Genomic DNA, 21526 nt, shown 5'->3' with positions numbered 1-21526 from the left:
CCCGGTCCGGCCCGGGGTCCCGGCCGACGCCAGTCCTTCCTCCATCAGCGCGAGCTCCATCAGCGCGAGCGCGCCCACCGCGCGGCGGCGTAGCGGTGTGGCGGCGAGCGAGCCGACGCCCATCGCGAAAGCCGTCACCTCCTTCAACGGCGCGGGAGCTCGGCCTGCCGCTGTGGGCGGACGCCGCCGAGTCCGGCCCTGCTACCTCGGCAACCACTCGCACTGGTCAACCAGACGGAACGCATCCGGGGCTCGGGGTCGCTCGGCCCCGCCCCGGACACAGTCGGGTGAGATTGCGGTGAAACGGTCCACGGCCGGGTCACGCGGGCCAGGATGAGGCGGGTGACGACCACCACCCCAGACCTCTGGCACCACTACGGGCGATCCCGTGCCGCCACGGACCGCGCCGTCCCCGAAGCGTTCTGCTGGACCTGGAACCAGGACAACGACCCCGGCCCGGAAGTCCTCGGTGATTTGCAGGACCGGTGCGTGGGAGACCTCGGCGCGGGAACGGCCCGGCACGCCGCATACCTGGCGACCCGTCACCGGCCCGCCCGAGTTGTCGCCGTGGACGCCTCACCCGCTCAGCACGCGATGGCCACCGACCTGTACGGGCACCTCGCGCCGCGCCTGCGCATCGTGGCGTCCGACGCCGTAGCCCATCTACGCGCATCGGCCGACACCTATGACGTTCTGTACAGCGTGTTCGGAGCATTGGATTTCACCGACCCCCGCCTGCTCCTGCCCGTGGCGGCAACGGCACTGCGGCCCGGCGGCCGACTGGTGTTCTCCACCCTCGCTCACTACCTGAACAAGATCCCCGCCGAGCCTGACGCGGTGGCCGCCGACGTCATGGCCAGGACGCCGGACGGCGAGGAGACCACGATGCGCCGCTGGGTGCTCCAGAAGCAGGTGTGGACGGCACTGCTCGAAGAGGCCGGGTTCACCCAGATCACCGTGGACCTGCTGCGCACCACAACGCAGGGGCCGCGCACGGCCGATACGTTACTGGTGAGGGCGAACTCCTCGGCCTGACAGGCAAACGAGGACCAGCGTGCCACTGACAAACAGAGCGGCGGCGGCTACGGCACAAACACGCGAGCCCCGGCCCCCGTTGTGGGGACCGGAGCTCGGATCAGAGCGCCGGGCAGGCCTTGCACCTGCATCTCCCCGCAGGAAGCGGGGCGTCTTTCCTTGGACCACCAACGCAGCACCAGCCGACCCGAGTTGCAGGGTGACCAGCTCAAGATCAAGTCTAGCGTAACCCATCACCCTCAGCTACCGCCCTGCGCCGCCTAGTGTGACTGATCGAAGCCCGTGCGCCGATACTGCAACAGGTGCGGTATGTGGCGCAGTTGATGCCGCCCGACGAAGGATGTTCCTCAGAGAGGCTGAACACGGTGACGACCATCGCATATCAGGGCGAGCGGGGATCCAACTCGGCTACCGCCGCACGCGCGTTGTACCCCGAGGGCGGCGAACTGCCCTGCACGGGCTTCGAACAGGCCCTGGACGCCGTGACACTCGGCGCCGCCGACGTGGCCGTGATCCCGGTCGACAACTCCACGGCCGGTCGCGTCGCGGATGTGCACCATCTGCTGCCGGAGTCGGGGCTGTTCATCATCGCCGAGTACTTCCTCGCCATCCGCTTCGACCTGATGGGGGCGCCCGGCACGACGCTGGACCAGGTCGAGTGCGTACGCAGCCACGTGCACGCTCTGGGGCAGTGCCGCAAGCTGCTGCGGGAGGGCGGCTGGCGCACCCTCGTCAGCGACGACACGGCCGGAGCGGCGCGTGAGGTGGCCGAGTTGGGCGACCCGCGGCATGCGGCGCTCGCCCCGCCCGCCGCGGCCGGGCTCTACGGCCTGGACGTGCTGCGCCCCGGCGTCGAGGACGACCCGGACAACACCACGCGGTTCGTCGTCCTGTCCCGAGAGTCCTCCCCGGCTCCGTACATGGGGGAGCCTACGATGACGAGCCTGTTCTTCTGTGTCCGCAACATCCCGAGCGCGCTGTACAAGGCGCTCGGCGGGTTCGCGAGCAGCGGGGTGAACCTCACCAAGATCGAGAGCTACCAGATCGGGGCGGGTCTCAACGCCAGCCGCTTCTATGCCGAGATCGAGGGACACCCCGACGAGGAACGCATCGCCCTCGCTCTGCACGAACTGCGCTTCTTCTCCTCCGAGGTACGGATCCTCGGCGTGTACCCCGCGCATCCGCACCGGCTGAAGGGCTGACCACGCCTTCGCTCGACGCCGCCGCGAACCAGCTCACTGCCTGAGGAGCCACGAGAGGTGTCATGCAACTCGGCTCGCTCCTCCGGGTGTTCGGTCCCGATGCCCGGCCCGAAGCTCGCGGCGTGGGCCCCGCCGAGTCGGCAAGGGCCCACGGCACAAGCAGCAGAGGCGCGCCGGGACGTTCCCCTGGTGAGCAGCGTCCTGGTCAGCGCGGCTTACCGTCTGCTGGTGGCCTGACGGCCCGGCTTCACCTCAGGTGCCGGGTGAAGAACTGGGCCGCGGCGTCCCCCGCGAACTGCGGGACGCCGGTGTGCCCGCCCATATTGGCGTACAGGGACTTCTCCTTGGAGCCGAAGGCGTCGAACAGGTCGAGGGCCGCCTGCCGGTTGTTCCCCTCGTCGTCCCACTGCAGCAGGACGTGCAGCGGGATGGTGACCTGGCGGGCCTCCTCGAGCATGGCGCGAGGCACGAAACTCCCGGCGAAGAGACCGGCGGCCACGATGCGCGGCTCGACCACCGCGAGGCGAACGCCGATGGAGATCACTCCCCCTGAGTATCCGACAGGGCCGCCGATCTCGGGGAGCGACAGGAGGGCGTCCAAGGCCGCCTGCCATTCCGGGACCGACTTCTCGACAAGCGGGAGGATGAGGGCGTCGATGATCTCGTCGCCGACCGGCTCGCCGGCCTCCATGGCCCGGCGCAGGTCGGCGCGGGCCTGCTCGGCAGCGGGCCAACGGGGCCGGTCGCCGCTCCCGGGGAGCTCGATGGTGGCCGCGGCGAAGCCGTCCGCCACGGCGTGCCGGGCCCGCCCCACCAGCCGCGGGTACATCTTGCGCAGTCCGAGCGGGGGGTGGCCGAGAAGGATCAGCGGCACCGGTGCGGAGGCGGAAGCGGATGCGGATGCGGGCGTCCACAGGATGCCGGGGATCTCGCCGAGGGTGAATTCGCGCTCGAGGACACCGTCGTCGAGACGCTGCTCAGAAGTGAAATGCATGGTCGTGCCTTTCGGGAGTGCACTGAAGGGCGCTCCCGGACGACCTACCGCCCGACCGTGGCTCCAGAGGGGAGCACCCATGTCGATACTGCGTTCACGGGTACCACCTCCTCGATCTCTCGCACGGCCTCCGGAAACTTAGCAGTGGTCGCGGCGGTCCGCCAAACGAGTTCGTAGACGAGGTGCGTGGTCGATGCCGAGGAGTCGGAACATCGCACCGGAGTTGCCCATCTGGGCCGGGTATCGTGCTCAGCCGCAGCCACGCATGGGCACCGAGAGATCCACCCGCCTCGTGGTGTTCGCGGCAGAGCGCGGGCTGGAACGTTACGCGGGCGGTGGCCGAGGTGATGGTGTTCGTTCGCTGCCGCGGACACGGTGTTGGCGGGAAGACGGGGAGTGACCGGGTGTGGGCGGAGGTTCGGCGAAGCCGAAACGGCGCAGAGCGGCGGGTTCGGGCCCGCGCTACGTGCACCGCTCGGGCAGGCCGTCTGCGGATCCGCCGCGCACCCGGCTGAGTGGCCGCGAAGCGACGTTCGGCTGCCTGACCATCCCGGTGTTCCTCGTCCTCCTCGCGCCCGTGATCGTCATCGACATGCACTGGGGCCGCACCATCTGGGGCAGCCTCGCTCCCGCCTGGCCGGGCGGGGCCTACACTTTCGCCGCCACCGTCGGTGCGCTCGTACCGCTCGTTCTTGTGGCCTTCGCGGCACCGTTGGTACTGCTCAACTGGAAGGTGAGCAAGGCTCGTTCACTGGCCTGGGTGGCTGCCTCCCTTCCGGGTCTGACCGCTTGCTGGCTCGTCGCCGGAGTGATCGGCTCGACCTGGCGCCCCAAACGACACACGGACTGGAACGCCTCCTGCTATCGCACGGGTGGCGCCTGCTGGGTGCACGAACAGCTCCCGTACATCGGGGCGGTGGGCCTGACCGCGACGGTCACGGTGACCGCGCTGCTGGTGACCGCGTTCCTCCACACCATCAGGAAGCACCAACCACCCGAGCGCGAACGGCAGTGATGCGGGACTCATCGTCGCCACGGTCCGCCTACGCACGAGGGCGCCCGCTCCTGGTGAGATGGGACGCCCCTCGACCTGCTCCTTTCGTCCAACGCAGCCGAGCCGCCCTGCACACGTAACGCTCCGCGGCCGGACGGCTGGTGGGTCCGCCGTCGGCCTGGAACACGAGGCCGCCCCGTCAGCATCGTCATCACAGCGTTCAGGGGGGTACCCCCACTCCCCCATGGTGGCTGGCCGGATGGGCGGCGGCATCGGTGTGCGGCGATCGTGGTTCCCGGACAACAACGTGAGCCGAAGGAGAAACCAGTGAGTCGTCCCATGGAACACGCTCTCACGCGCCGCACGATACTGGCCGGGGCAGCGGCGGCCGGTGCGGGAACGGTGTTCGCAGGCGCGGACACGGCTGCGGCCGGAGGGTGGGGAGGGCCGGTGAGACAGGCGGCGGTGGACGCCGAAGTGGCGCGTCTGGAGCGCACGTTGATCGAGTTGCGGCGGGACATCCACCAGCACCCCGAAGCCCCGGGACTGGAGCAGCGTACGGCCGCTGTGGTGGCCCGGGAGCTGCGGGCGGCGGGGCTGACCGTGACCACCGGGGTGGGCGGCCACGGCGTCGTCGGTGTCCTGCGGGGTACGCGTCCGGGCCGGACCGTTGCCTATCGGGCGGACATGGACGCGGTTCCGCCCTCGGATATCGTCGGGACTGGTCCGGCGCCGGCCCACGTCTGTGGCCACGATGTCCACACCGCGGTGGGTGTCGGCGTCGCTCGGGTCCTGGCGCGGCTGCGGCAGCAGTTGAGGGGAACGGTGGTCTTCCTCTTCCAGCCTGCCGAGGAGGCCCTGTCCGGCGCCCGCGCGCTGATCGACGCGGGTGTGCTGGAGCGTATGGGTATCGAGGAGATCCATGCGCTGCACTGCGGCCCGTTCCCGGTCGGCCGGTTCGCCGTGACCTCGGGCTACGGGATGCCGGGCCAGGACAAGGCGGAGGTGACCCTCTCCGGGCCGGACGCGGTCGATGCCGCGCGACGCCTGAGCGCCGACATCGACGCGCTCGCCACCGTGGCACTGCCGCAGACCCCTGCGGACCTGGAGCGCATCATCGCCGACTCCAGGACACCCGACGGTCCGCTGGCACGGTTCGTAGCCCTCCGGGCCACGGCCAAGGAGGCCACGGTGAACGTGTCCTATCGCTGCTGGCCGCCGGAGCGGTATGTGGAGGTCCGCGGGGACATCCGCCGAGCGAGCATGGCGTACGCGGGCACCGTGACACGATTCCCCACCGAGCCGTTCCCGGCCCTGGTCTGCCCCGAGCACGACGGCGACCTGCTCGCCCGTCACCTACGCCGCACCGTCGGCCGTGACACGGTCATCGAGCTTCAGACCGCCTTCCCGCCCTTCAGCGGCGAGGACTTCGCCCTCTACCTGGACCGGATCCCCGGTACGTACACGTTTCTCGGCGTCCGTGCTCCTGGAGCACCCATCACCACGAGCTACCCCCACTATCCGGACTTCTCCCCGGACGAGCGTGCCATCGGCATCGGTGTACGGGCGATGGCCGGCTGGATCGCGCAACGCACCCACGGGGCGTAGGACTTGCCAGCCGGGCTCAGGACCCGAGGCGGCTGACTCCCGCACTCGGGCTCCGGCTCGTCAGTCCCAAGTCTCACCACCGAGCGGCCTGTTCGCCGCACGGCTGCCGGGCGGATCACCTTGCGTACTGTGAGTGCGGCCAACAGTCGTATCGCAGCCGTGCGGCGCCCTGGGCAGCGCAACTCGGAGCCGTGCTCCGGGCCCGCGCGCCCCGCGGGGCTTCGTGGCCTCTGCCTCGATGGTGCGCACCAGGGCGAAGTGGTCGGGGAACGCCGTGACGGCCGCGACCCGTTCAAGACCGAAGGCGATGAGGTCCTCCCGCACGTCGACGACCTTGCGCAGATGGCGTTCGAGGATCTCCGCGATGGCTTGGGGGACTTGCTCGGCGCCCTCCAGGGCCACGGTCTGGAACAGCTGAGATTGCACTCATCAGTGCACTCTCTGCACTGCACGGTGTAGTTTACCTTCGAAGTCTGTCTTCACATCGACCGCCGTGCTGCGAGGAGGCACCGTCATGCACCGCTCATTAACCGGCCGGCAGAGCCGCCGTACGCCATCGACCGACACCCTGACCGCGGGAGCCGACGCCCCGCACGCCCGGATATCCGCCGTCGCGCTGGGTCTGCTGGCCACCCCGACCGCCCTGAGCGCCAACACCACGACCACGACGCTGCCCGACATCGCCCACGACATCGGAGTGTCCGTCAGCACGGCGACGTGGCTGGCCACTGCCTTCGGCCTGGCCGTGGCGGTGTGCACCCCGCTCGCGGCCGCCCTGCTGCGTTATCGCGGCATCCGCGCCGTCGTACTGACCAGCGCCGTCCTGGTGGCCGTCGGTACCGTCCTGGTGGTGGCCTCGGAGTCGATGCCTGGGCTGTTGGCCGGACGGGCCGCCCAGGCCCTGGGCGGCAGTGGCCTGGTCACCACCGCCATCAACCTCGCGGGCACCCCGCGCCGCATGGGCGTGGTCACGGCCGGCAGTGGCATGTGCGGTGCACTCGGCCCGCTCGCCGGGTCCCTGCTCAGCGACCACGTCTCCTGGCACGTCCCCCTGGCGCTGTCGGCCGTCGCCCTCCTCGCGGTTCCCTACGTCGTCCTGCGCGCCCCGGCGCCCCGCCCGGGAGAGGCCCGCGCCCCCTTCGACCCCGTGGGCGCCTCCCTGACGGTGGCTCTGGTCTGCGCGCTGGTCCTCCTGGCCCGCTTCCCTGTCCCGGCACTGGTGTGCGCGACCGTCCTGGGCATCGCCCTGACCGCGTGGATCCGGCGCGAGCCGGAGGGTTTCCTGCCCTCCGCCGTGCTGCGCTCCCCCGCCTTCCTGACCGCGAGCGGCGTGGTGTGCGCCCTGTCGACCGTCTACTTCGCACTTCTGTACACGGTGCCCCGGTTCCTCCAGGACGACGCCGACTGGAGCGCCGCCGACGTCGGCGTGGGCAGCCTCGTCGCACTGCTGGTCGGTTCGGCGGCGTCCTGGGGCATGGCCGCGTACGCCCACCGGCTCAGCCGTACGACCGTTCTCACGGTGCTCCTGGCCCTGGGCGTGCTGGCCCCGGTGACGGCGGCCGTCACGGCGGCGGCGCCGGTGCTGCTGGCGACCGCCGGAGTCGCCGTCTTCGTCGCCGCCTCCGGTCAGGCCACCCTCTCGATGGTGGCCGCGCACGGCGTACCGCAGCGTCAACGCCCCACTGGACTGGGGCTCTTCACGCTCTGCTACCAGTTGGGCGGCGCCTTCGGCCCGGCGATCGCGGCCCTCCTGCTGACCTGACCCACTCCGCGGGCCCGGAAGCACGGGACAGCGCCGGTGAACCATGAGCCGGAGGCGCCGGCCACCTGGGACCTCCTGCCTCCGCTCCCTCCGCTCCTCCGTTCCCGGACCACCAATACGCGCGCCGTCGCGGTGGTGGTCCGGCCACACCTCGTACCGCCCTGTCCGCGGCCCGCGCAGCGCCCGCCCGTGTGGCGCCAGCCATAGCGCGCCCGACGACGGTGGGACCCCCGGACACCGAAGGGTGACCGCCGTCTCTTCACCGGCACGGCCGACTGCGCGAATTCTGGCGGCAGTTACCGCGAGGCGAGGAGAACCGGATGAGCACCGCCGCGTTCAGGAACACCACCGCGGACCGCCAGGAGCAGGCGCTCCCGTACCCGTCGGCACGGGACGAGGTGTTGAGGGAGGCGCACGCCGCGGTGTTCGGCTCACAGTCGCGGCGGGACCAGCGCCGCCGGGCCGAGGAGTACGTACGGGCCTCTGCGCACCCCGAGCCGTAAATCGATCCGCAAGATCCGCAACATTGAACTCGACCAAGAGGAACAGAACTTAGAGGTCGCGCGGATAGGGGCGGTTGGGGGCACCGGCGACAGAGCGGCCACAGGTCCCGGTGACCATGGAGTTGCGACGCTCTGTGATCGCTGAGGAGACCTGTGCCCGTGCTGCCATCATGGCTCACCGAACCGCTCTGGGACCAATTCGCTGCCCTGCTGCCCGAGCGGTCGGAGTACCACCCGGACCACCCACTCGGCTGCCACCGCCGACGCATCAACGACCGGATTGTGTTCGACAAGATGCTGCAGCTGCTGCGCTTCGGCTGTTCTTACGAGGCGATCGCCGACATGACTTGCTCGGCCACCACGATCCGCAGCCGCCGCGACGAGTGGATACGGCTTGGCGTCTTCGCCCGGCTCAAGCGGATCGCGCTCGACTCCTACGACCGGATCGTGGGCCTCGTCCTCGACCAGATCGCCGTGGACGGCTCCATCACCAAGGCTCCCGGAGGTGGCGAGGTGGCGAGGTGGCGAGGTGGCCGGGCGTTCCCCAGTCGACCGCGGCAAACAGGGCTTGAAGCGCTCGGGCATGACGGACGGATACGGCATCCCGCTGGGACGTGTCCTGGCCGGCGCCAACCGCCACGACTCCCCGCTGCTCGCCCCGACCCTGGACCGCCTGGACCGCCTGGACCGCCTGGACCGCCTGGACCGCCTGGACCAGCTTGGCCCGTTGCCCGACGAGATCACCGTGCACCTGGACGCCGGCTACGACTCCGACACCACCCGCGCTCTGCTCAGCAAACGCGGACTGCACGGCCGCATCGCGCACAAAGGCGAGAAAGCACCGATCCAGACGAGCCAGCGTTGGCACGTCGAGCGCACGCACGCCTGGCAGAACGCCTTCTACCGCCTCGCCCGTTGCTACGAACGCCGCGCCACCGTGATTGATGCCTTCTTCGACCTCGCCGACACGATCATCACCGTGCGCAGTCTTATCCGACGAGCATGGACAACCCACCGGTGGGACGAACGCACGAACCACCGGCTATAACCACATGCCTACGCGCGACCTCTGAGCGATGGCGTAGGCGAACTCGATTCGAGAGCGGGGCTCGCAAAGCGCGTCAGCCCTGAAACCAGTTGGCTCCGAAGCTCAAGGTTCGCCCGTCTACGGTGACGGATTGCCCCTTCGGGAGCAGCGGCTCCCGCAGTGCTGGCAGGACTATCCGGTGCCACTCGACCGTCACCCCCACCTCGCCGTGGTGGTCGAGCAGCGCCTCCGCGCGCATGTCGGCCAGGAGTTCCGGATCATCGATGCCGTCGGCGTCGCTGTCCGGCTCCGGTTCGCCTCCGACGTGGTCGTAGTCGTCGTCGAATCCCATTTCCGCGAAGCCGGGGATCTGCAGGCGGAGCAACGGGATCAGATCATGCTCCGCCACACGTGAGCCCTGCTGGTAGATCCGCAAGGACAACTCCTGGCCCGCCGACGGGGTCAGCTCGAAGCCGCCGCCCGAGCGCACGTACTCCCGGATGGCCGACTCTGCCGCAGCCACGCTCCGGTGGACCCCCGCAAACTCCGTCACCACGCTACCCGACCCGTGTGAGCCTTCAACGAGAAGAAAACTATGCATGACAGCCATGCATACCAAACTCATGCCTCGGTGCGGGCGACGCAGCAGGGTATGAGCGGTTCAATCAGCCATGAGGGCAGAACAGGCACAGGTCTCCTCGATGATCTCAGAGCGTCGTAACTCCATGATCGTCAAGCCCTGCGCCTTGCTCTACCCCCTGGGCGCTCCGTCACGCCTATCTGCGCGGCCTCTTAGAGCGCACGCAGATAGGCGTGTCATGGACAGAAGCCCGGGGGATCGCTCAGATCACCGAAGCAGTCACCGAGGCTCGCATGGCGGCGGAGATGAGAGCTTCGCGAGGCGCCCGTGCTGCGGCGGCCAGGGCCCGGCCCACCGGATAGGCGTGCGCTTCGGCCGGGAGTCGGCCGGGACGACCGCTGAGGATCACGTCGACGCGGCGGCCACGTCACCGTGGTCGATCGCTTCGGCCAGGCTGGGGCACGCGACCCGTGCGACTGGCATGCCGTTCGCGAAGTCCGCGATCAGGCGATCCTGGTAGTCGCTCGCGGTGGTCCGAACGGTCGCCCATACGGCGAAGTTCTGACTGCTTGCCGCAGCCGACTTCACGGCGGGGACCGTTCCTATCACGGGGATGCGAGGCTCGAACCTCTCGCGTAGGGCGTCGATCGCGGTAACGGTGGCGGTATTGCAGGGCACCACGATGGCCTCCGCACCGCGCTCCGTGGCAAGTTCCGCCGCGGTGAGCAGACGGTCCGTGACGAAGGAGGCGGATTTCGGTCCCCAGGGGGCGCCCTCGGGATCCAGAAGCAGGAGCAGATCGAGTTCAGGGGCGAGGTGCCGAAGCCAGCCAGCTGTAGAGAGAACGCCGAATCCCGAATCGATCAATACCACCCTCATGGAGGTCAACGTACCAACCAGACCTTGCTGCACTCGTGGCCAGGAGCGTCAGGTCGGCAGGATCAACTGCCCTCTTGTAGTGAGCTCGTGTGGTCGCGCGCGGGTTTAGGGTCGACGGGCGGGGCGGCTGTGCCAGCGGTGGATAGCCCAGCCTCGGCGGATGAGGCTACGTATGGTGATGATGGTGTCGGCGAGATCGAAAGAGGCGTCTATGACGTTGGTCCGGCGTTCGTAGCAGCGCGTGAGTCGATGGAAAGCGTTCTGCCAGGCGTGCGTGCGCTCTGGGCTACCCGCTGTCTTGACGCGTCCCTCACCCACCTGCGGACCCTTCCGCCACGCGAACGGGAGCACGACGTCCTGGACGAGGACGTGGCCCGCGTCTCCCTGCTCAAGCACGCCAGCCTCCTGAACGGCAGTGTTGTGCTGACCACTTGGGCTCGCCATCGTTCGCCGACAGGAAGCGTGGGCGTCCCATGAACCTGGAGGGCCTGGTCGTCTTCGAGGAGGACGGCGGCGCCTCCAGCCGCCTCCACCCGCTCCAGCGGCCGAAGTTCCGCGCGCTTCTCGACTACGCACGGCCGGGCGATACCGTGCACATCTCCGAGATGTTCCGCCTCGTACGAGGCAGCCAGCACATCCTCGACGTGCTCGACGTCCTCCACCGCGACCACCTCGCCCTGCGCGTCCACGACGGCGTGTTCTCCGCCATGGGCCTCACCGCCCGCCACCCGCGCACCGGCGAGCTGCTGTCCACGGCGAAGGTCATGGTGCCGACCATCGCCGCCGCTGGCGAACTCAAGCGCGACCTCCAGTGCGTGCTGGCCTACGACGGGCTCAGCCACAGCTGCCCACTCCCCGGCGCGCTCGCTGCCGCCGGGCTACCTGCAAGAAGCAGTTCACCCGCTTACCGCAGGTCTCACCGGCGGCGAGTGGGCGGGTCGTGTACTGACTTCCTCCGCGCCGCCGAGCTGGAGCCCGAGTACGAGAACCGCGTCAACACCGTCGTTACCTACAGGTCCACACCCACCCCCCCAGCCGCCCGGATGTTGTCGGGGTGTTCACGCTTCTATGCGCAGCCAGGTATCGCCTGCGCGGAGCCAGAGGGAGCCGTTGCGGCCTTGGCCGCAGTACATGACCACTCGACCGGGAACGCGAAGTGTGCGGCGGCTGGTCACTGTCCAGGTGGTGCCGTTGAGTTCGGCACGTGTGAGCTCGACGGACCGCTTGTTGTGGTTCCGGCGCGTAAGTACTGCCCGGTTGCCTCGGACCGCGAATCCGTCCGGACCACGGACCGGACTGGGATAGCTGACCACGTCCCCGGTGAGCGGAGAGATCTGTGTCAGGAAGGTGCCGCCTCTTCTGCCGGCGGAGTACCACACGAGCCATACCCGTTCGTTCTCGGTCGCGGCGGTGCAGCCTTGCAGTGGGTGGTCGGGCAGCCGTCCGTTGGGAGTCCAGGACGCCTGGCCCTGGATGTTCCAGCCCGCGAGGCCCGCTCCTGACTCGGGATGGCCGCCGTAGATGCCTTCGTCGCCGTAAGCCGTCCAGATGCCGCCACGTACATCGGTGACCAGGTCGGAGATGTCATCGCCGACGCAGAACTCGGCTTCAGGTGTTCCCGATGAGGAGAACACCACGGCGTTGGATGGCCAGGGGCCCTCGGTCTCGTTCCGGAACGTGCGGCCGCCCACCAACAGGAATCGGGAATCCGGGAGCAGTGCGAGGTGGCTCGGCCGAATGCGGATGTCCTTCACCAAGGTGCGCCGCTCCTCCTGCCCGGTGATGGTGACCAACTCACCGGTGAACGGAACGTCCAGACTCCATCCGACCCACCCCTTGGGGTAGCGATTGCGCTCCAGGCAGCGCCGGTGGACCAACAGGACCGCAAGCTCCCCGGCGGGCCCAGCACTCCACCACAGGGCTCGGTACCCCCTTACGGCATCGGCAGCGGGAAGCCTCCACACGTGGTGTATCGCGGCATCGGAACGAGCAGTCATGGGACGGAGGTTCATAGGAAGTCACCTCTAGGACTCCGGGGGCTACGCCACCCGAAGATCGCTACCTTACCGGTCCTCGGCCGGGCCAGAGCATAGAGAACGAGCTCAATTCCTGTGCTACTGCGGTGCGTTGCCTTGCCGTGGCTGTGCGTCCGTAAGATGGCCGCTCTTGGATACGGGGGCAGCCCCGGGGGTTTTCGTCCGCCCGGGTGGCGAACTGACGTCGCTGATCGGGCGGGGGGCGGAGACGGCCCGGATCGCGCGTCTGCTCTCCGGCGCGCGCCTGGTCACGCTCGGCGGGGTCGGCGGTGTGGGCAAGACCCGGCTGGCGCTCCGCCTTCCCCGGCAGCGTATAGGTGGCCGAACTGGCCGAGCTGCTCGCACCGAGTGTCCTGGACACCCTTGACGTAGCGAACCCGGGGCATCGCGGTGCCGACGCGGCGGCCGTCCTGGCCACCCGGCTGCGTGAGCGCCGTGTCCCCGCCGGAGATCCTGGAGCGGCTCTCGGACCGGTTTGCGCTGCTGGCCGGGGGCAGCCGCGTCGCCACCGACCGGCAGCGCACCCTGCGCGCGCTCATCGACTGGAGCCATGAACTGTGCACGGAACGCGAGCGGTTGCTGTGGGCACGGGCCTCGGTGTTCCGCGGCGGCTTCGACACGGAGAGCCTCGAACAGGTCTGTACGAATGCCGAACTGCTGTCAGGAGTACGCGGACGCGGCGGACACCATCGCCAAGTCCCTGGCTCACCGCCTTGGTGACGTGCCACTGCGAGTCGGTCGACTCCGGCCTGCTGGACACCACCTTGGAGAGTTTCGACCGCCACTTCGCGGTGAACGCGCGTGCCACCTGGTGGCTTGTCCGCGAGTACGGTCGTCGTTTCCACGGGGCTCCGGACACCGGACGCGTGATCGCCCTGACCAGTGACACACCGTCGGCAACCTGCCTACGGGACGTAGCAAGGGCGCACTGAACCGCATCACCCTGGCCGCTGCCCACGAACTCGCCCGGGATCACCGCCAACGTGGTCAACCCGGGGCCGATCGACACGGGTTGGATGTCCGACGACCTTCGGGACCATGTACTTCACCGGACGCCGCTCATCTCGTGGAGTTCCTGTGCCCACCGCCGGGTCAGTGGGTCACCGGACAACTGCTGAAGAGCAACGGTGGATTCGCCGACTGATCGGCCGACCTGACTACGCTGCCGCGCAGCCTCCGGGCGTCGGCGGGCGTCTTACGCTGCCCGCTGCGCGTCCACGAGGCACCGTTGCACGTCGGTCACCAGGCTTCGAAGTCGCCCCGACCGTACGCCCTCCCGCTCCATCCACTCATCGAAGCGCGGGCGCAGATACCGCACCATGCCCGCCCCATGGCGACGCAGCGCCGAGCGGCTGAGCGAGATCTCCTCCTGAACCTCTCGCCGGAGATCATCGGTCCAGCCCTGTTCCCGTTCCTCCTCACCCAGAGGAGCCTTGAGGGCGGCCACGGCTTCATCGAGGAGCGTCAACAGGTCCACAAGTCCTCCGAAGATCACGGGACGCGACGACCCCTTGGTCAAACCTGACCGGTTCGCCATGGTCCGGATCGGTTGCATCCCGTTCTTGGCCGCCCTGGTCGCGACGGTCGTACTGTCGCAGCCGCACCCATGGTAGTGGCCACTCACGGGCGACCTCCGGGTCCCGAGGGGGAGCCCCGTTCACCGTGATGTGTGCTGGTACTCCCGCTCGGGCTGATGGATCGAACCGTTCACGCCATGCGTGGACGGCCGACTCCGCCTCCGGGATCCTGACGACGAGTCCCGTATGGCCTGCCTGAAACCTGCTGGGGCTGTCGTCTGTCATGACATGGCATGCTGCCACCTCGGAGGTCGTCGACCGCAGTCATTATGCGTCCGTGATCACGAGCGATCACCGACACAGAAGGGCCGGTGACCACCAAACGCCGCCGGACCCCGCTCGGCGGCGCGCAGCAGCGCAAGGCACAGTGGCCCCATGGCTGAACGAGGGCTAAACCGCAGCGGGTTGATCGCACGCGAAGGCGCGCTGGACCGAGCGCCAGGAGTGTTCGCTCGCCCCTGGCGTCGCTGCCGCCCGCGCTCACATCACCGAGACGTTCTGCGCGTTCATCAACGAATGTGCCGAAGCAGTGCTCGACCAGGAAGCCGCCGAAAGTCGACTCGCTTACCTCTTGAGTATCCGTCGTACCTCCCGCAGGGTGGCAACCGTTTGCAGCGAACCCATCCAGCAACGGAGGTCCGATGCACGACGAGAACCCGACACCGGTTCCTGACGACTCTGCCGACGGCTACTCCCGGCGCGCGATGCTGCGTGGTGTCGGCATCGCGGGAGCGGGCCTCGGCCTCGGCTCCTTGGCCGGTGGTACGGCACACGCCGCCGCCGACGGCGCCGGGACCGCGGCCTCTCCCACCGCCGACCAGGCCACCGACGCGGCACCCACCCGTAAGGGCGAGACGATGATCGGGGTGCCGTTCGAACGACGCGGAACCGTACGGGTCGGCATGATCGGGCTCGGCAACCGCGGCAGCGGCATGATCGACCTGTTCCTGGCGATGCCCGGCGTCCAGATCGTCGCCCTGTGCGATCCGGTCAAGGACAAGACCGCGAGCGCCGCGAAGAAGGTGTCGGACGCGGGCCGTCCTGCGCCCGCGACGTACACGAAGGGCGAAGACGACTTCGAGAACCTGTGCAAGCGCGGCGACATCGACTTCGTGTACGTGGCGGCGCCGTGGGACTGGCACTTCGAGATGGCGAAGACGGCGATGCTGAACGGCAAGCACGTCGGGGTGGAGTGTCCGATCGCCCTCCGGCTCGATCAGCTGTGGGAACTGGTCGACCTCTCCGAACGCACGAGACGGCACTGTATGCAGTTGGAGAACTGCTGCTACGGCCGCAACGAGATGCGAGTGCTGCGCATGGCGCACGCCGGGAAGTTCGGGCGGCTGCTGCACGGCGCCGGGGCGTACATCCACGATCTGCGCGGCCTGATGTTCGATCCGCACTATTACGAGGGTCCATGGCGGCGGCTGTGGCACACCCGGCTGCGCGGCGACCTCTACCCGAACCACGGGTTCGGCCCGGTCGCCAACTACATGGACATCAACCGTGGTGACCGTGTCACGCACATCTCCAGCTTCGGGACGCCCTCGTTGGGGCTCGCCGAGTACCGCGAGGCCAAGATGGAGCAGGGCGACCCGAGTTGGAAGGAGACGTACATCGAGAGCGACCGCACGATCAGCCTCGTCCAGACGGCGAAGGGGCGCGTGATCCGGCTGGAGCACGATGTCTCCACACCGCACCCCTACTCGCGGATCAACAGCCTCGGTGGTACGAAGGGTGTCTTCGAGGACTACCCCGAACGCATCTACATCGAGCCGGACCACACCGACGACAACTGGGGTGACTTCTCGAAGTACTCCGACTGGGATCACTGGCTCTGGAAGGAGCACTCCGACCCGCCCGGCGGGCACGGCGGTATGGACTACATCATGGTGTTCCGCCTGATGCAGTGCATGCGGCTCGGCCTGGTGCCCGACTTCGATGTGTACGACGCGGCGACCTGGACCTCGCCGGTACCGCTCAGCCATGCGTCGATCAAGGCGAACGGCGCGCCCCAGCCGATCCCCGATTTCACCCGGGGCCTGTGGGAGAAGGCGCGCTCGGGCATGGACTCGCCGAAGCCGGAGGAGTGACGGGCTCAGCGGGGTGAGACCGGGCTGCGGGCCTGGTACGAGGTGGCGTACCAGGCCCGCGCACACCAGGGTCTCACCAGACTTCCGACCAATCGTCGAAGGTGGCGACCGGCTCGTCGTCGACCAGCAGCGTGATCCTGGGCGCTTCTGGGGCCATCCCGTACTCCAGGTCCAGCCGGTAGCCATCGCACCAGGAGCTGTACGGGATCATCGGATCGCCTGTCCCCACTGCCACCACGCTCCCCCACGCCGGTCCTCTCAGCGCGGCCATTCCGCCCCAGCCGCCGATACCGCTGCTCTGCGGCGTAGGTGGAACGCCGGGACCACAACCAGCGTGGCCGACGCGATCAACGCGTATCCGTCGGCACTTCCCGGGCTGGTCTCCTCCCACCTTGACTTGACGCGGTGTTCGGGAGTGTCTGGGTGCCGGGTGAGAGCATGGCGGCGCCCCGGATCGCGTGCCTTGACCGGCCCGCAGGTCAGCAGAGCGCGGGTCGGACGTTTCAACAACCAGGAATGACAAGTGACTTCGTCTTCATCATCTTCTTCTTCAGCACACATGCAGTTGATTACCGACCGCCTCGTTCTCCGACCCTGGTCCTTGATCGAGGTCGCCGCAGTTGTCGACTGCTCCAGGGCGGTCGACTGGGCGGATGACTTCCCTGGCGAAGACGACCGCGTCATCGCGTCCCTCTTCGACCAGTACCCCGACTTGTTCGGGGAATACGGCCACCGACTGATCGTCGAACGTGACAGCGACCTGGTGGTGGGTTCGATCGGCCTGGACTGGCCGCCGAGCGAGGGAACCCTCGAGATCGGATGCAGCGTCGTGGCTTCACGCCGCGGCCGGGGCTATGCCTCCGAGGCCACCCGGGCTCTCGCCGACTTCGCGTTCACCGCACCCGGCGTCCATACCGTGTTCGCCGACGTGGATCTGCCGGACCCGGCCTCCGTGCGCGTTCTGGAGAAGGCGGGTTTCCAGCGATGGGCCACTGAGGAACACACGGCCCGTTTCGGGATCACGAAGATGGATCACCACGGGTGTGAAACCGGCTGACTGGTCGAGATGGAAGGCAGAGCCCGGAAGCAGGAGATCGAACACCCAGGGGTGGAAACTCCTGGTCCACAACGACTTCGTGTCCGGCGTCCACGGCACGTACGTGGATCCAAGAGACGTGGCCGGTTGGGCTCATGTACTGGACGAGGTCGCTGCGGGACGCGACGCCGTGTGGCGCGAAGCTGCGCGAGTCGCCGAGATCGGCATCCGCCTGGACTGGCGAGAGGAGGACCATGATCGGATCACGGTCGCCATCGCAGACATGGCAGGCAGCATGTGGGAGACGACCAGCTTGACCGAGCCCGAGGCGATCGTCGTCTCCCGCCGGCCCAGCGGTTCTTCCCGGCGGAGGTCGTGCGCGAAGTACGCACCATCTGGGCTGATGCCAGCCAGTCCTACTGCCAGTCCGGCATGCCGAACACCGTCCACCTCCACCATGAACGCGCCCACCCGGTGATGTCCCACAGCAGCCGCACGCCGCCCCCCTCGCGCCCACCGATCATCAACGGGACACGCGGCCCGCTCCAGCTCGCCTTCGCGGGCCGGTCGCAGCAGCCGGAGGTACAGCTCAGTTGCGAGGGCGCCCAACTCAGCCCTCGCGCACTGCGGTTGGACGCCCTCGCTTCGTTCACGCAGCCGATCTGCCGAATCACTCAGTCGGCGACGACCCCCGTGTTCTGGCATGCGGTGAGCAGCCAGCGGCCGTCGTCCTGCTTGGTCATCACATACAGCGGAGCGCCCTCGCTCTCGTCGTCCGGGGACAGGTAGCGCTGACGAACCTTGACCGCCGCGACATCGGGACGGATGAAGAGTACGTGGACCACCTCGTAGCTGACCTTGCCGTCCCAGTCGGCTGCGGGGAGCACCTTCCGGGTGAACTCCGAGATCGCGTCGAGGCCGATGAGGACCTTGCCGTGGGCCGTCGTCCAGATCGCGTCCGGGTGGAAGAGGGCGAGGAATTCGTCAGGGTCCTTGTGCTGCTGGGAGTGCTCGACCGTGGCAACGACCTGCTTGACGGCTTCGATGTCTGCCGCGTACGCCGTGGAATCCGTGTTCATGCGGACCATGCTGCTACCTCAACCATGGTCGAGGTCAAGGCAGTTGATCGGCCCAAGCAATCGTCGGCGCGAATCCGGCGAGAGTGTCCGGCGAGGATGCACACCCAACGGCGCCACCGCCCGCGTACGACGCACCGGCATCCCTCACCGCTGCAACGCCCCTCGCAGGGCCGTGATGACCCGGCGGGTGTCGGTCTCACTGGTGCGCCAGTTGCTGAACGCAGCCCGTAGCGCGGGTACGCCGTCCAGAACCGTCGGGGTGAGGAAGACCTCCTCGGTGAGCCGGGCGGTCAGCGCGGCAAGGCGTTCGGCAGTGGGGTCTTCGGCAAGGGTGAAGCAGACGACGTTCAGGCGGACGGGTGCGAGGAGTTGAAGCTCCGGCGTGCTGTCGATGGCGTCACCCAGGGTGCGCGCACAAGCGATACAGCGCTCCACGATCTCCCGCTGGCCGTCGCGCCCGTACGCACGCAGGGTGAACCAGGCGGCAAGAGCCCGTAGGCGGTGGGAGTTCTCGGGAGTGAGGTGGACCGTGTCGGGGGTGTCGCCGAGCGGGCCGAGGTAGGCGGCCGAGTTCTGGAAGACGGCCGCCTGTAGATCACGTCGGCGGGTGAACTGGACCGCGCTGTCGTACGGCACATTCAGCCACTTGTGCAGGTCGACACAGACCGAGTCGGCCAGGTCGAGGCCGTCGACCAGATGCGAGTAGCCCGAGCACAGGGCCGCGAAGGCACCGAAGGCGGCGTCCACGTGCAGCCAGAAGTCGTAACGCTCGCGCAACGCGCAGATGGCGCGCAGGTCATCGAAGTCAGCGGTGTTGACCGTGCCCGCATTGGCGACGACCACACACGGGCCGTCGGCCTCGTGTTGCCGCAGCGCACGCTCGAGCGCGGCCGTATCGACCGCCTCGCGGCCGGGGAGCGTATCCACCGGGACCAGAGCCTTGCGCCCCACACCGAGAATCGACAGCGCCTTGGACACGCTCGAGTGGGCGGCCCCGGACAGGACCCGTACCGTGCCGAGGGCGCCCACGCCGTCCTCTGCCGGTGACACACCCCTGCGCTCGCCGAGCCATTCCCGGGCGGTGGCAAGACCGACGGTGTTGGACATGGTGGCACCGCTGACGAACGTTCCGTGATGCCGGTCGGACAGCCCGAAGAGGCCGCGCAGCCAGGCGATCGTCTCGCGCTCCAGGTGTTGTCCCGCTCCGTCCAGTGAGGAGAAGGCGTTCTGGTCCCAGGCCGCGGTCAGCCAGTCACCGGCAAGCGCCGCCGGGGTCGCGCCTCCCGTGACGAACCCGAGGTAGCGCGGCCCGCCACTGGCCGACAGCGCCGGTTCCCAGCGGTCGGCGAACTCGTCCAGCGTTGCCTTGAGGCCCACGCCCCGCGCGGGCAGTGGTGTCGGCGGTGGAACCGGCACAGAGGGGACGACGTCCTGCTCGTCCAGGCCTGCGAGGAGGGCGGCAGCATGGCGCTGTACGTCTTCGAGCAGCTTCGGCAACTCTTCGCGGTCTGCGGTGAGTTGTGGGTGCATGAATGATGTCTCCAGTCGTCTCGGCGTGCGTGGTCTCGATGTGCGTGGTCTCAGCGTCCGGCATCCGTCGTCCGGCATCCGGCGTCTCAGAGTCCGGCGCCCGGCGTCCGTCGTCTCGGCTGACCCCGACGGTAGGCAGACGCAGGCTCGAGGGCATGGTCCAGTCATGGGAAACTGGACCAGTGCGGATGGGAGCCGAGCAGCTCGTACGGGCATTGGGGCCCTGGCGACGGCCCGATGTGCCACTGAGTGCGGCGCTGGACCGGGCGGTGCGCGACGCCGTGCTCGACGGACGCGTACGCACCGGCAGCGAGTTGCCTGCCGAGCGTCGTCTCGCCGCTGCCCTCGGGGTGAGCCGTGGCACGGTGACAGCCACGCTGGAACGACTGCGCGACAGCGGATGGGTGTCCACCCGGCACGGCAGCGCCAGCACGGTGCGGCTGCCCCTGGCTGCGACGGAGCGGATCGCCCCCGTCTCGGCGACCGGGGAGACCGGCGCGGTCACCGACCTGCGCCGGGCCGTGCCCGCCGCACCGCAGGAGGCTTACCTGGCAGCGACCGGACGAGCCCTGGCACGAGCGGCCCCGCTGCTGGCCGAGCATGGCGAATCAGGGCCGGGCCTGCCCGAGTTGCGTGTGTCGATCGCCGCACGGTACAGCCGTGAGGGGCTGGCCACTCGGCCCGAGCAGATCCTCGTCACCAGCGGTGCACGTGCCGCGCTGGCTCTGCTCACCGCGTACTTCGAACCGCGCGTGGCCGCCGTCGAGACCCCCACCTACTTCGATGCGCTGCGAGTGCTGCGTGGTTCGGGAACGAAACTGGTCGGCTTGAGAGTGACCACCGAGGGCTGGGACCTCGACCAACTCGAGGCCGCCTTCACTGCTGCACGAGGACAACTCGCTTACCTGGTACCCGACTTCCACTCCCCTACCGGTGCGCTTATGCCGCAGCGGGTCCGTCGAGCCGTCGCCGACCTGTCCAGCAGGCACCGGGTGACCGTCATCGCGGACGAGACCATGCGCAACCTCGATCTACGCGAGCGGCCAGAGCCTGTTCCCCGGATCCGCGGCGCGGTGCTGATCGGCTCGACCAGCAAGGCGATCTGGGCAGGCCTGCGCATCGGCTGGATCCGAGCGGCGACCCCGCTCATCAGCCGACTCCAGAGCAGCCACCTTGCCGACCCCCTGTCCGCGCCTCCCATGCAACAGCTCATCGCCGCCGAACTCCTGGGCGATCTGGAATCGGTGCTCCATCGGCGCCGCGGCGAACTCAGACAACAGCGTGACCACCTCAGCACGTTGCTCAGCCACGACAGCCGTTGGGACTTCACGGTTCCACCCGGTGGACTCGCCCTGTGGTTGCGCCTCACCGCCACTCCTGCCGACACGGTCGCCGAAAGAGTCGGCAGGAGCGGGGTCGAACTCGCCTCCGGCCCGCGCTTCGCGGCCGATGCCACTCTCACCCATCACCTGCGCGTCCCGTACACCCCACCACCCCACGTACTCGATCAGGTGGCCACGATCCTCGACGCGGCCTGCTGAGGCCGAGACGACGTGCGCGAAGCGCGCGAGTCCGACGCGATCGTTTCACC

Annotated in this window: 20 protein-coding genes and 4 pseudogenes; 14 read left to right on the top strand and 10 right to left on the bottom strand. The window is 68.7% G+C overall.

Annotated elements, in window-relative coordinates; translation table 11 throughout:
- Positions 1-333 precede the first annotated feature (333 nt).
- Together ACZ60T_RS28285 and ACZ60T_RS28280 are read left to right on the top strand one after the other, a co-directional pair.
- A complete protein-coding gene (locus tag ACZ60T_RS28285) occupies positions 334-1035 on the top strand; it encodes a class I SAM-dependent methyltransferase (protein ID WP_469668437.1) in 702 nt (233 codons plus the stop codon).
- Positions 1036-1400: 365 nt separating this feature from the next.
- Positions 1401-2237 carry a prephenate dehydratase gene (locus ACZ60T_RS28280; protein WP_469668436.1) on the top strand — a complete coding sequence of 279 codons (837 nt, stop codon included), beginning with the start codon at positions 1401-1403 and terminating at the stop codon, positions 2235-2237.
- Positions 2238-2484: 247 nt separating this feature from the next.
- Here the strand turns inward: ACZ60T_RS28280 and ACZ60T_RS28275 are convergent, their stop codons facing one another.
- Complete coding sequence (locus ACZ60T_RS28275; protein ID WP_469668435.1) at positions 2485-3231, bottom strand: alpha/beta hydrolase; 747 nt, start codon at positions 3229-3231, stop codon at positions 2485-2487.
- A gap of 406 nt (positions 3232-3637) precedes the next feature.
- On the opposite strand from ACZ60T_RS28275, the gene ACZ60T_RS28270 reads away from it, so the two are divergent.
- The gene (locus ACZ60T_RS28270) at positions 3638-4246 is read left to right on the top strand and encodes a hypothetical protein (RefSeq protein ID WP_469668434.1); all 609 of its coding nucleotides are present in this window, start codon (positions 3638-3640) and stop codon (positions 4244-4246) included.
- 318 nt (positions 4247-4564) lie between these two features.
- Complete coding sequence (locus ACZ60T_RS28265) at positions 4565-5833, top strand: M20 metallopeptidase family protein (RefSeq protein WP_469668629.1); 1269 nt, start codon at positions 4565-4567, stop codon at positions 5831-5833.
- 60 nt (positions 5834-5893) lie between these two features.
- On the opposite strand, the gene ACZ60T_RS28260 is transcribed toward ACZ60T_RS28265, so the two are convergent.
- Positions 5894-6259: a hypothetical protein gene (locus tag ACZ60T_RS28260; protein ID WP_469668433.1), complete on the bottom strand. Its 366-nt coding sequence runs from the start codon at positions 6257-6259 to the stop codon at positions 5894-5896.
- Between the two features lie 88 nt (positions 6260-6347).
- On the opposite strand from ACZ60T_RS28260, the gene ACZ60T_RS28255 reads away from it, so the two are divergent.
- The 3 genes and pseudogenes from ACZ60T_RS28255 (at position 6348) to ACZ60T_RS28245 (ending at position 9146) form a co-directional block, all read left to right on the top strand.
- Entirely contained in the window at positions 6348-7595 is a 1248-nt protein-coding gene (locus tag ACZ60T_RS28255; RefSeq protein ID WP_469668431.1) for an MFS transporter, read from the top strand.
- Between the two features lie 320 nt (positions 7596-7915).
- The gene (locus ACZ60T_RS28250) at positions 7916-8098 is read left to right on the top strand and encodes a hypothetical protein (RefSeq protein ID WP_469668430.1); all 183 of its coding nucleotides are present in this window, start codon (positions 7916-7918) and stop codon (positions 8096-8098) included.
- A gap of 153 nt (positions 8099-8251) precedes the next feature.
- Positions 8252-9146 (top strand): annotated as a pseudogene (locus tag ACZ60T_RS28245) (IS5 family transposase).
- Positions 9147-9219: 73 nt separating this feature from the next.
- On the opposite strand, the gene ACZ60T_RS28240 reads toward ACZ60T_RS28245, so the two are convergent.
- The 3 genes and pseudogenes from ACZ60T_RS28240 to ACZ60T_RS28230 all read right to left on the bottom strand — a co-directional run.
- Positions 9220-9648, bottom strand: a complete 429-nt coding sequence (locus ACZ60T_RS28240) for a hypothetical protein (RefSeq protein ID WP_469668429.1) — start codon at positions 9646-9648, stop codon at positions 9220-9222.
- A gap of 462 nt (positions 9649-10110) precedes the next feature.
- Positions 10111-10584: a glutamate racemase gene (locus ACZ60T_RS28235; protein WP_469668428.1), complete on the bottom strand. Its 474-nt coding sequence runs from the start codon at positions 10582-10584 to the stop codon at positions 10111-10113.
- Positions 10585-10689: 105 nt separating this feature from the next.
- Positions 10690-10866 (bottom strand): annotated as a pseudogene (locus tag ACZ60T_RS28230) (IS5/IS1182 family transposase); the annotation flags it as partial.
- Between the two features lie 191 nt (positions 10867-11057).
- On the opposite strand from ACZ60T_RS28230, the pseudogene ACZ60T_RS28225 reads away from it, so the two are divergent.
- Positions 11058-11219 (top strand): annotated as a pseudogene (locus ACZ60T_RS28225) (recombinase family protein); the annotation flags it as partial.
- Between the two features lie 423 nt (positions 11220-11642).
- Here ACZ60T_RS28225 and ACZ60T_RS28220 read toward each other — a convergent pair.
- Positions 11643-12338 carry a hypothetical protein gene (locus ACZ60T_RS28220; protein ID WP_469668628.1) on the bottom strand — a complete coding sequence of 232 codons (696 nt, stop codon included), beginning with the start codon at positions 12336-12338 and terminating at the stop codon, positions 11643-11645.
- A gap of 708 nt (positions 12339-13046) precedes the next feature.
- On the opposite strand from ACZ60T_RS28220, the gene ACZ60T_RS28215 reads away from it, so the two are divergent.
- Complete coding sequence (locus ACZ60T_RS28215; RefSeq protein ID WP_469668648.1) at positions 13047-13340, top strand: hypothetical protein; 294 nt, start codon at positions 13047-13049, stop codon at positions 13338-13340.
- Positions 13325-13764, top strand: a pseudogene (locus ACZ60T_RS28210) (SDR family oxidoreductase); the annotation flags it as partial. The gene ACZ60T_RS28215 and the pseudogene ACZ60T_RS28210, both read left to right, overlap by 16 nt.
- A 51-nt stretch (positions 13765-13815) precedes the next feature.
- Here ACZ60T_RS28210 and ACZ60T_RS28205 read toward each other — a convergent pair.
- Complete coding sequence (locus ACZ60T_RS28205) at positions 13816-14097, bottom strand: hypothetical protein (protein WP_469668627.1); 282 nt, start codon at positions 14095-14097, stop codon at positions 13816-13818.
- Between the two features lie 741 nt (positions 14098-14838).
- Here ACZ60T_RS28205 and ACZ60T_RS28200 point away from each other — a divergent pair.
- Positions 14839-16290, top strand: a complete 1452-nt coding sequence (locus ACZ60T_RS28200; RefSeq protein ID WP_469668427.1) for a Gfo/Idh/MocA family protein — start codon at positions 14839-14841, stop codon at positions 16288-16290.
- A gap of 73 nt (positions 16291-16363) precedes the next feature.
- Here ACZ60T_RS28200 and ACZ60T_RS28195 read toward each other — a convergent pair whose 3' ends face one another.
- The gene (locus ACZ60T_RS28195; RefSeq protein ID WP_469668426.1) at positions 16364-16525 is read right to left on the bottom strand and encodes a hypothetical protein; all 162 of its coding nucleotides are present in this window, start codon (positions 16523-16525) and stop codon (positions 16364-16366) included.
- Positions 16526-16849: 324 nt separating this feature from the next.
- Here ACZ60T_RS28195 and ACZ60T_RS28190 point away from each other — a divergent pair, with 324 nt between their 5' ends.
- Positions 16850-17347, top strand: a complete 498-nt coding sequence (locus ACZ60T_RS28190) for a GNAT family N-acetyltransferase (protein ID WP_469668425.1) — start codon at positions 16850-16852, stop codon at positions 17345-17347.
- Positions 17334-17804: a DUF5959 family protein gene (locus ACZ60T_RS28185; RefSeq protein WP_469668423.1), complete on the top strand. Its 471-nt coding sequence runs from the start codon at positions 17334-17336 to the stop codon at positions 17802-17804. Before ACZ60T_RS28190 ends, ACZ60T_RS28185 begins: the two co-directional genes overlap by 14 nt.
- Positions 17805-18000: 196 nt before the next feature.
- Here the strand turns inward: ACZ60T_RS28185 and ACZ60T_RS28180 are convergent, their stop codons facing one another.
- Positions 18001-18405 (bottom strand): SgcJ/EcaC family oxidoreductase, encoded by a 405-nt coding sequence (locus tag ACZ60T_RS28180; RefSeq protein ID WP_469668422.1) that lies wholly within the window; start codon positions 18403-18405, stop codon positions 18001-18003.
- Between the two features lie 144 nt (positions 18406-18549).
- A complete protein-coding gene (locus tag ACZ60T_RS28175; RefSeq protein WP_469668421.1) occupies positions 18550-19935 on the bottom strand; it encodes a pyridoxal phosphate-dependent decarboxylase family protein in 1386 nt (461 codons plus the stop codon).
- A gap of 188 nt (positions 19936-20123) precedes the next feature.
- On the opposite strand from ACZ60T_RS28175, the gene ACZ60T_RS28170 reads away from it, so the two are divergent.
- Positions 20124-21476 (top strand): aminotransferase-like domain-containing protein, encoded by a 1353-nt coding sequence (locus ACZ60T_RS28170; RefSeq protein ID WP_469668420.1) that lies wholly within the window; start codon positions 20124-20126, stop codon positions 21474-21476.
- Positions 21477-21526: the final 50 nt, after the last annotated feature.

The sequence above is a fragment of the Streptomyces sp. NPDC104371 genome, from assembly GCF_055583785.1.
Note: the sequence above shows the minus strand (reverse complement) of the source record. Positions and strands in the feature narration are given on the sequence as shown.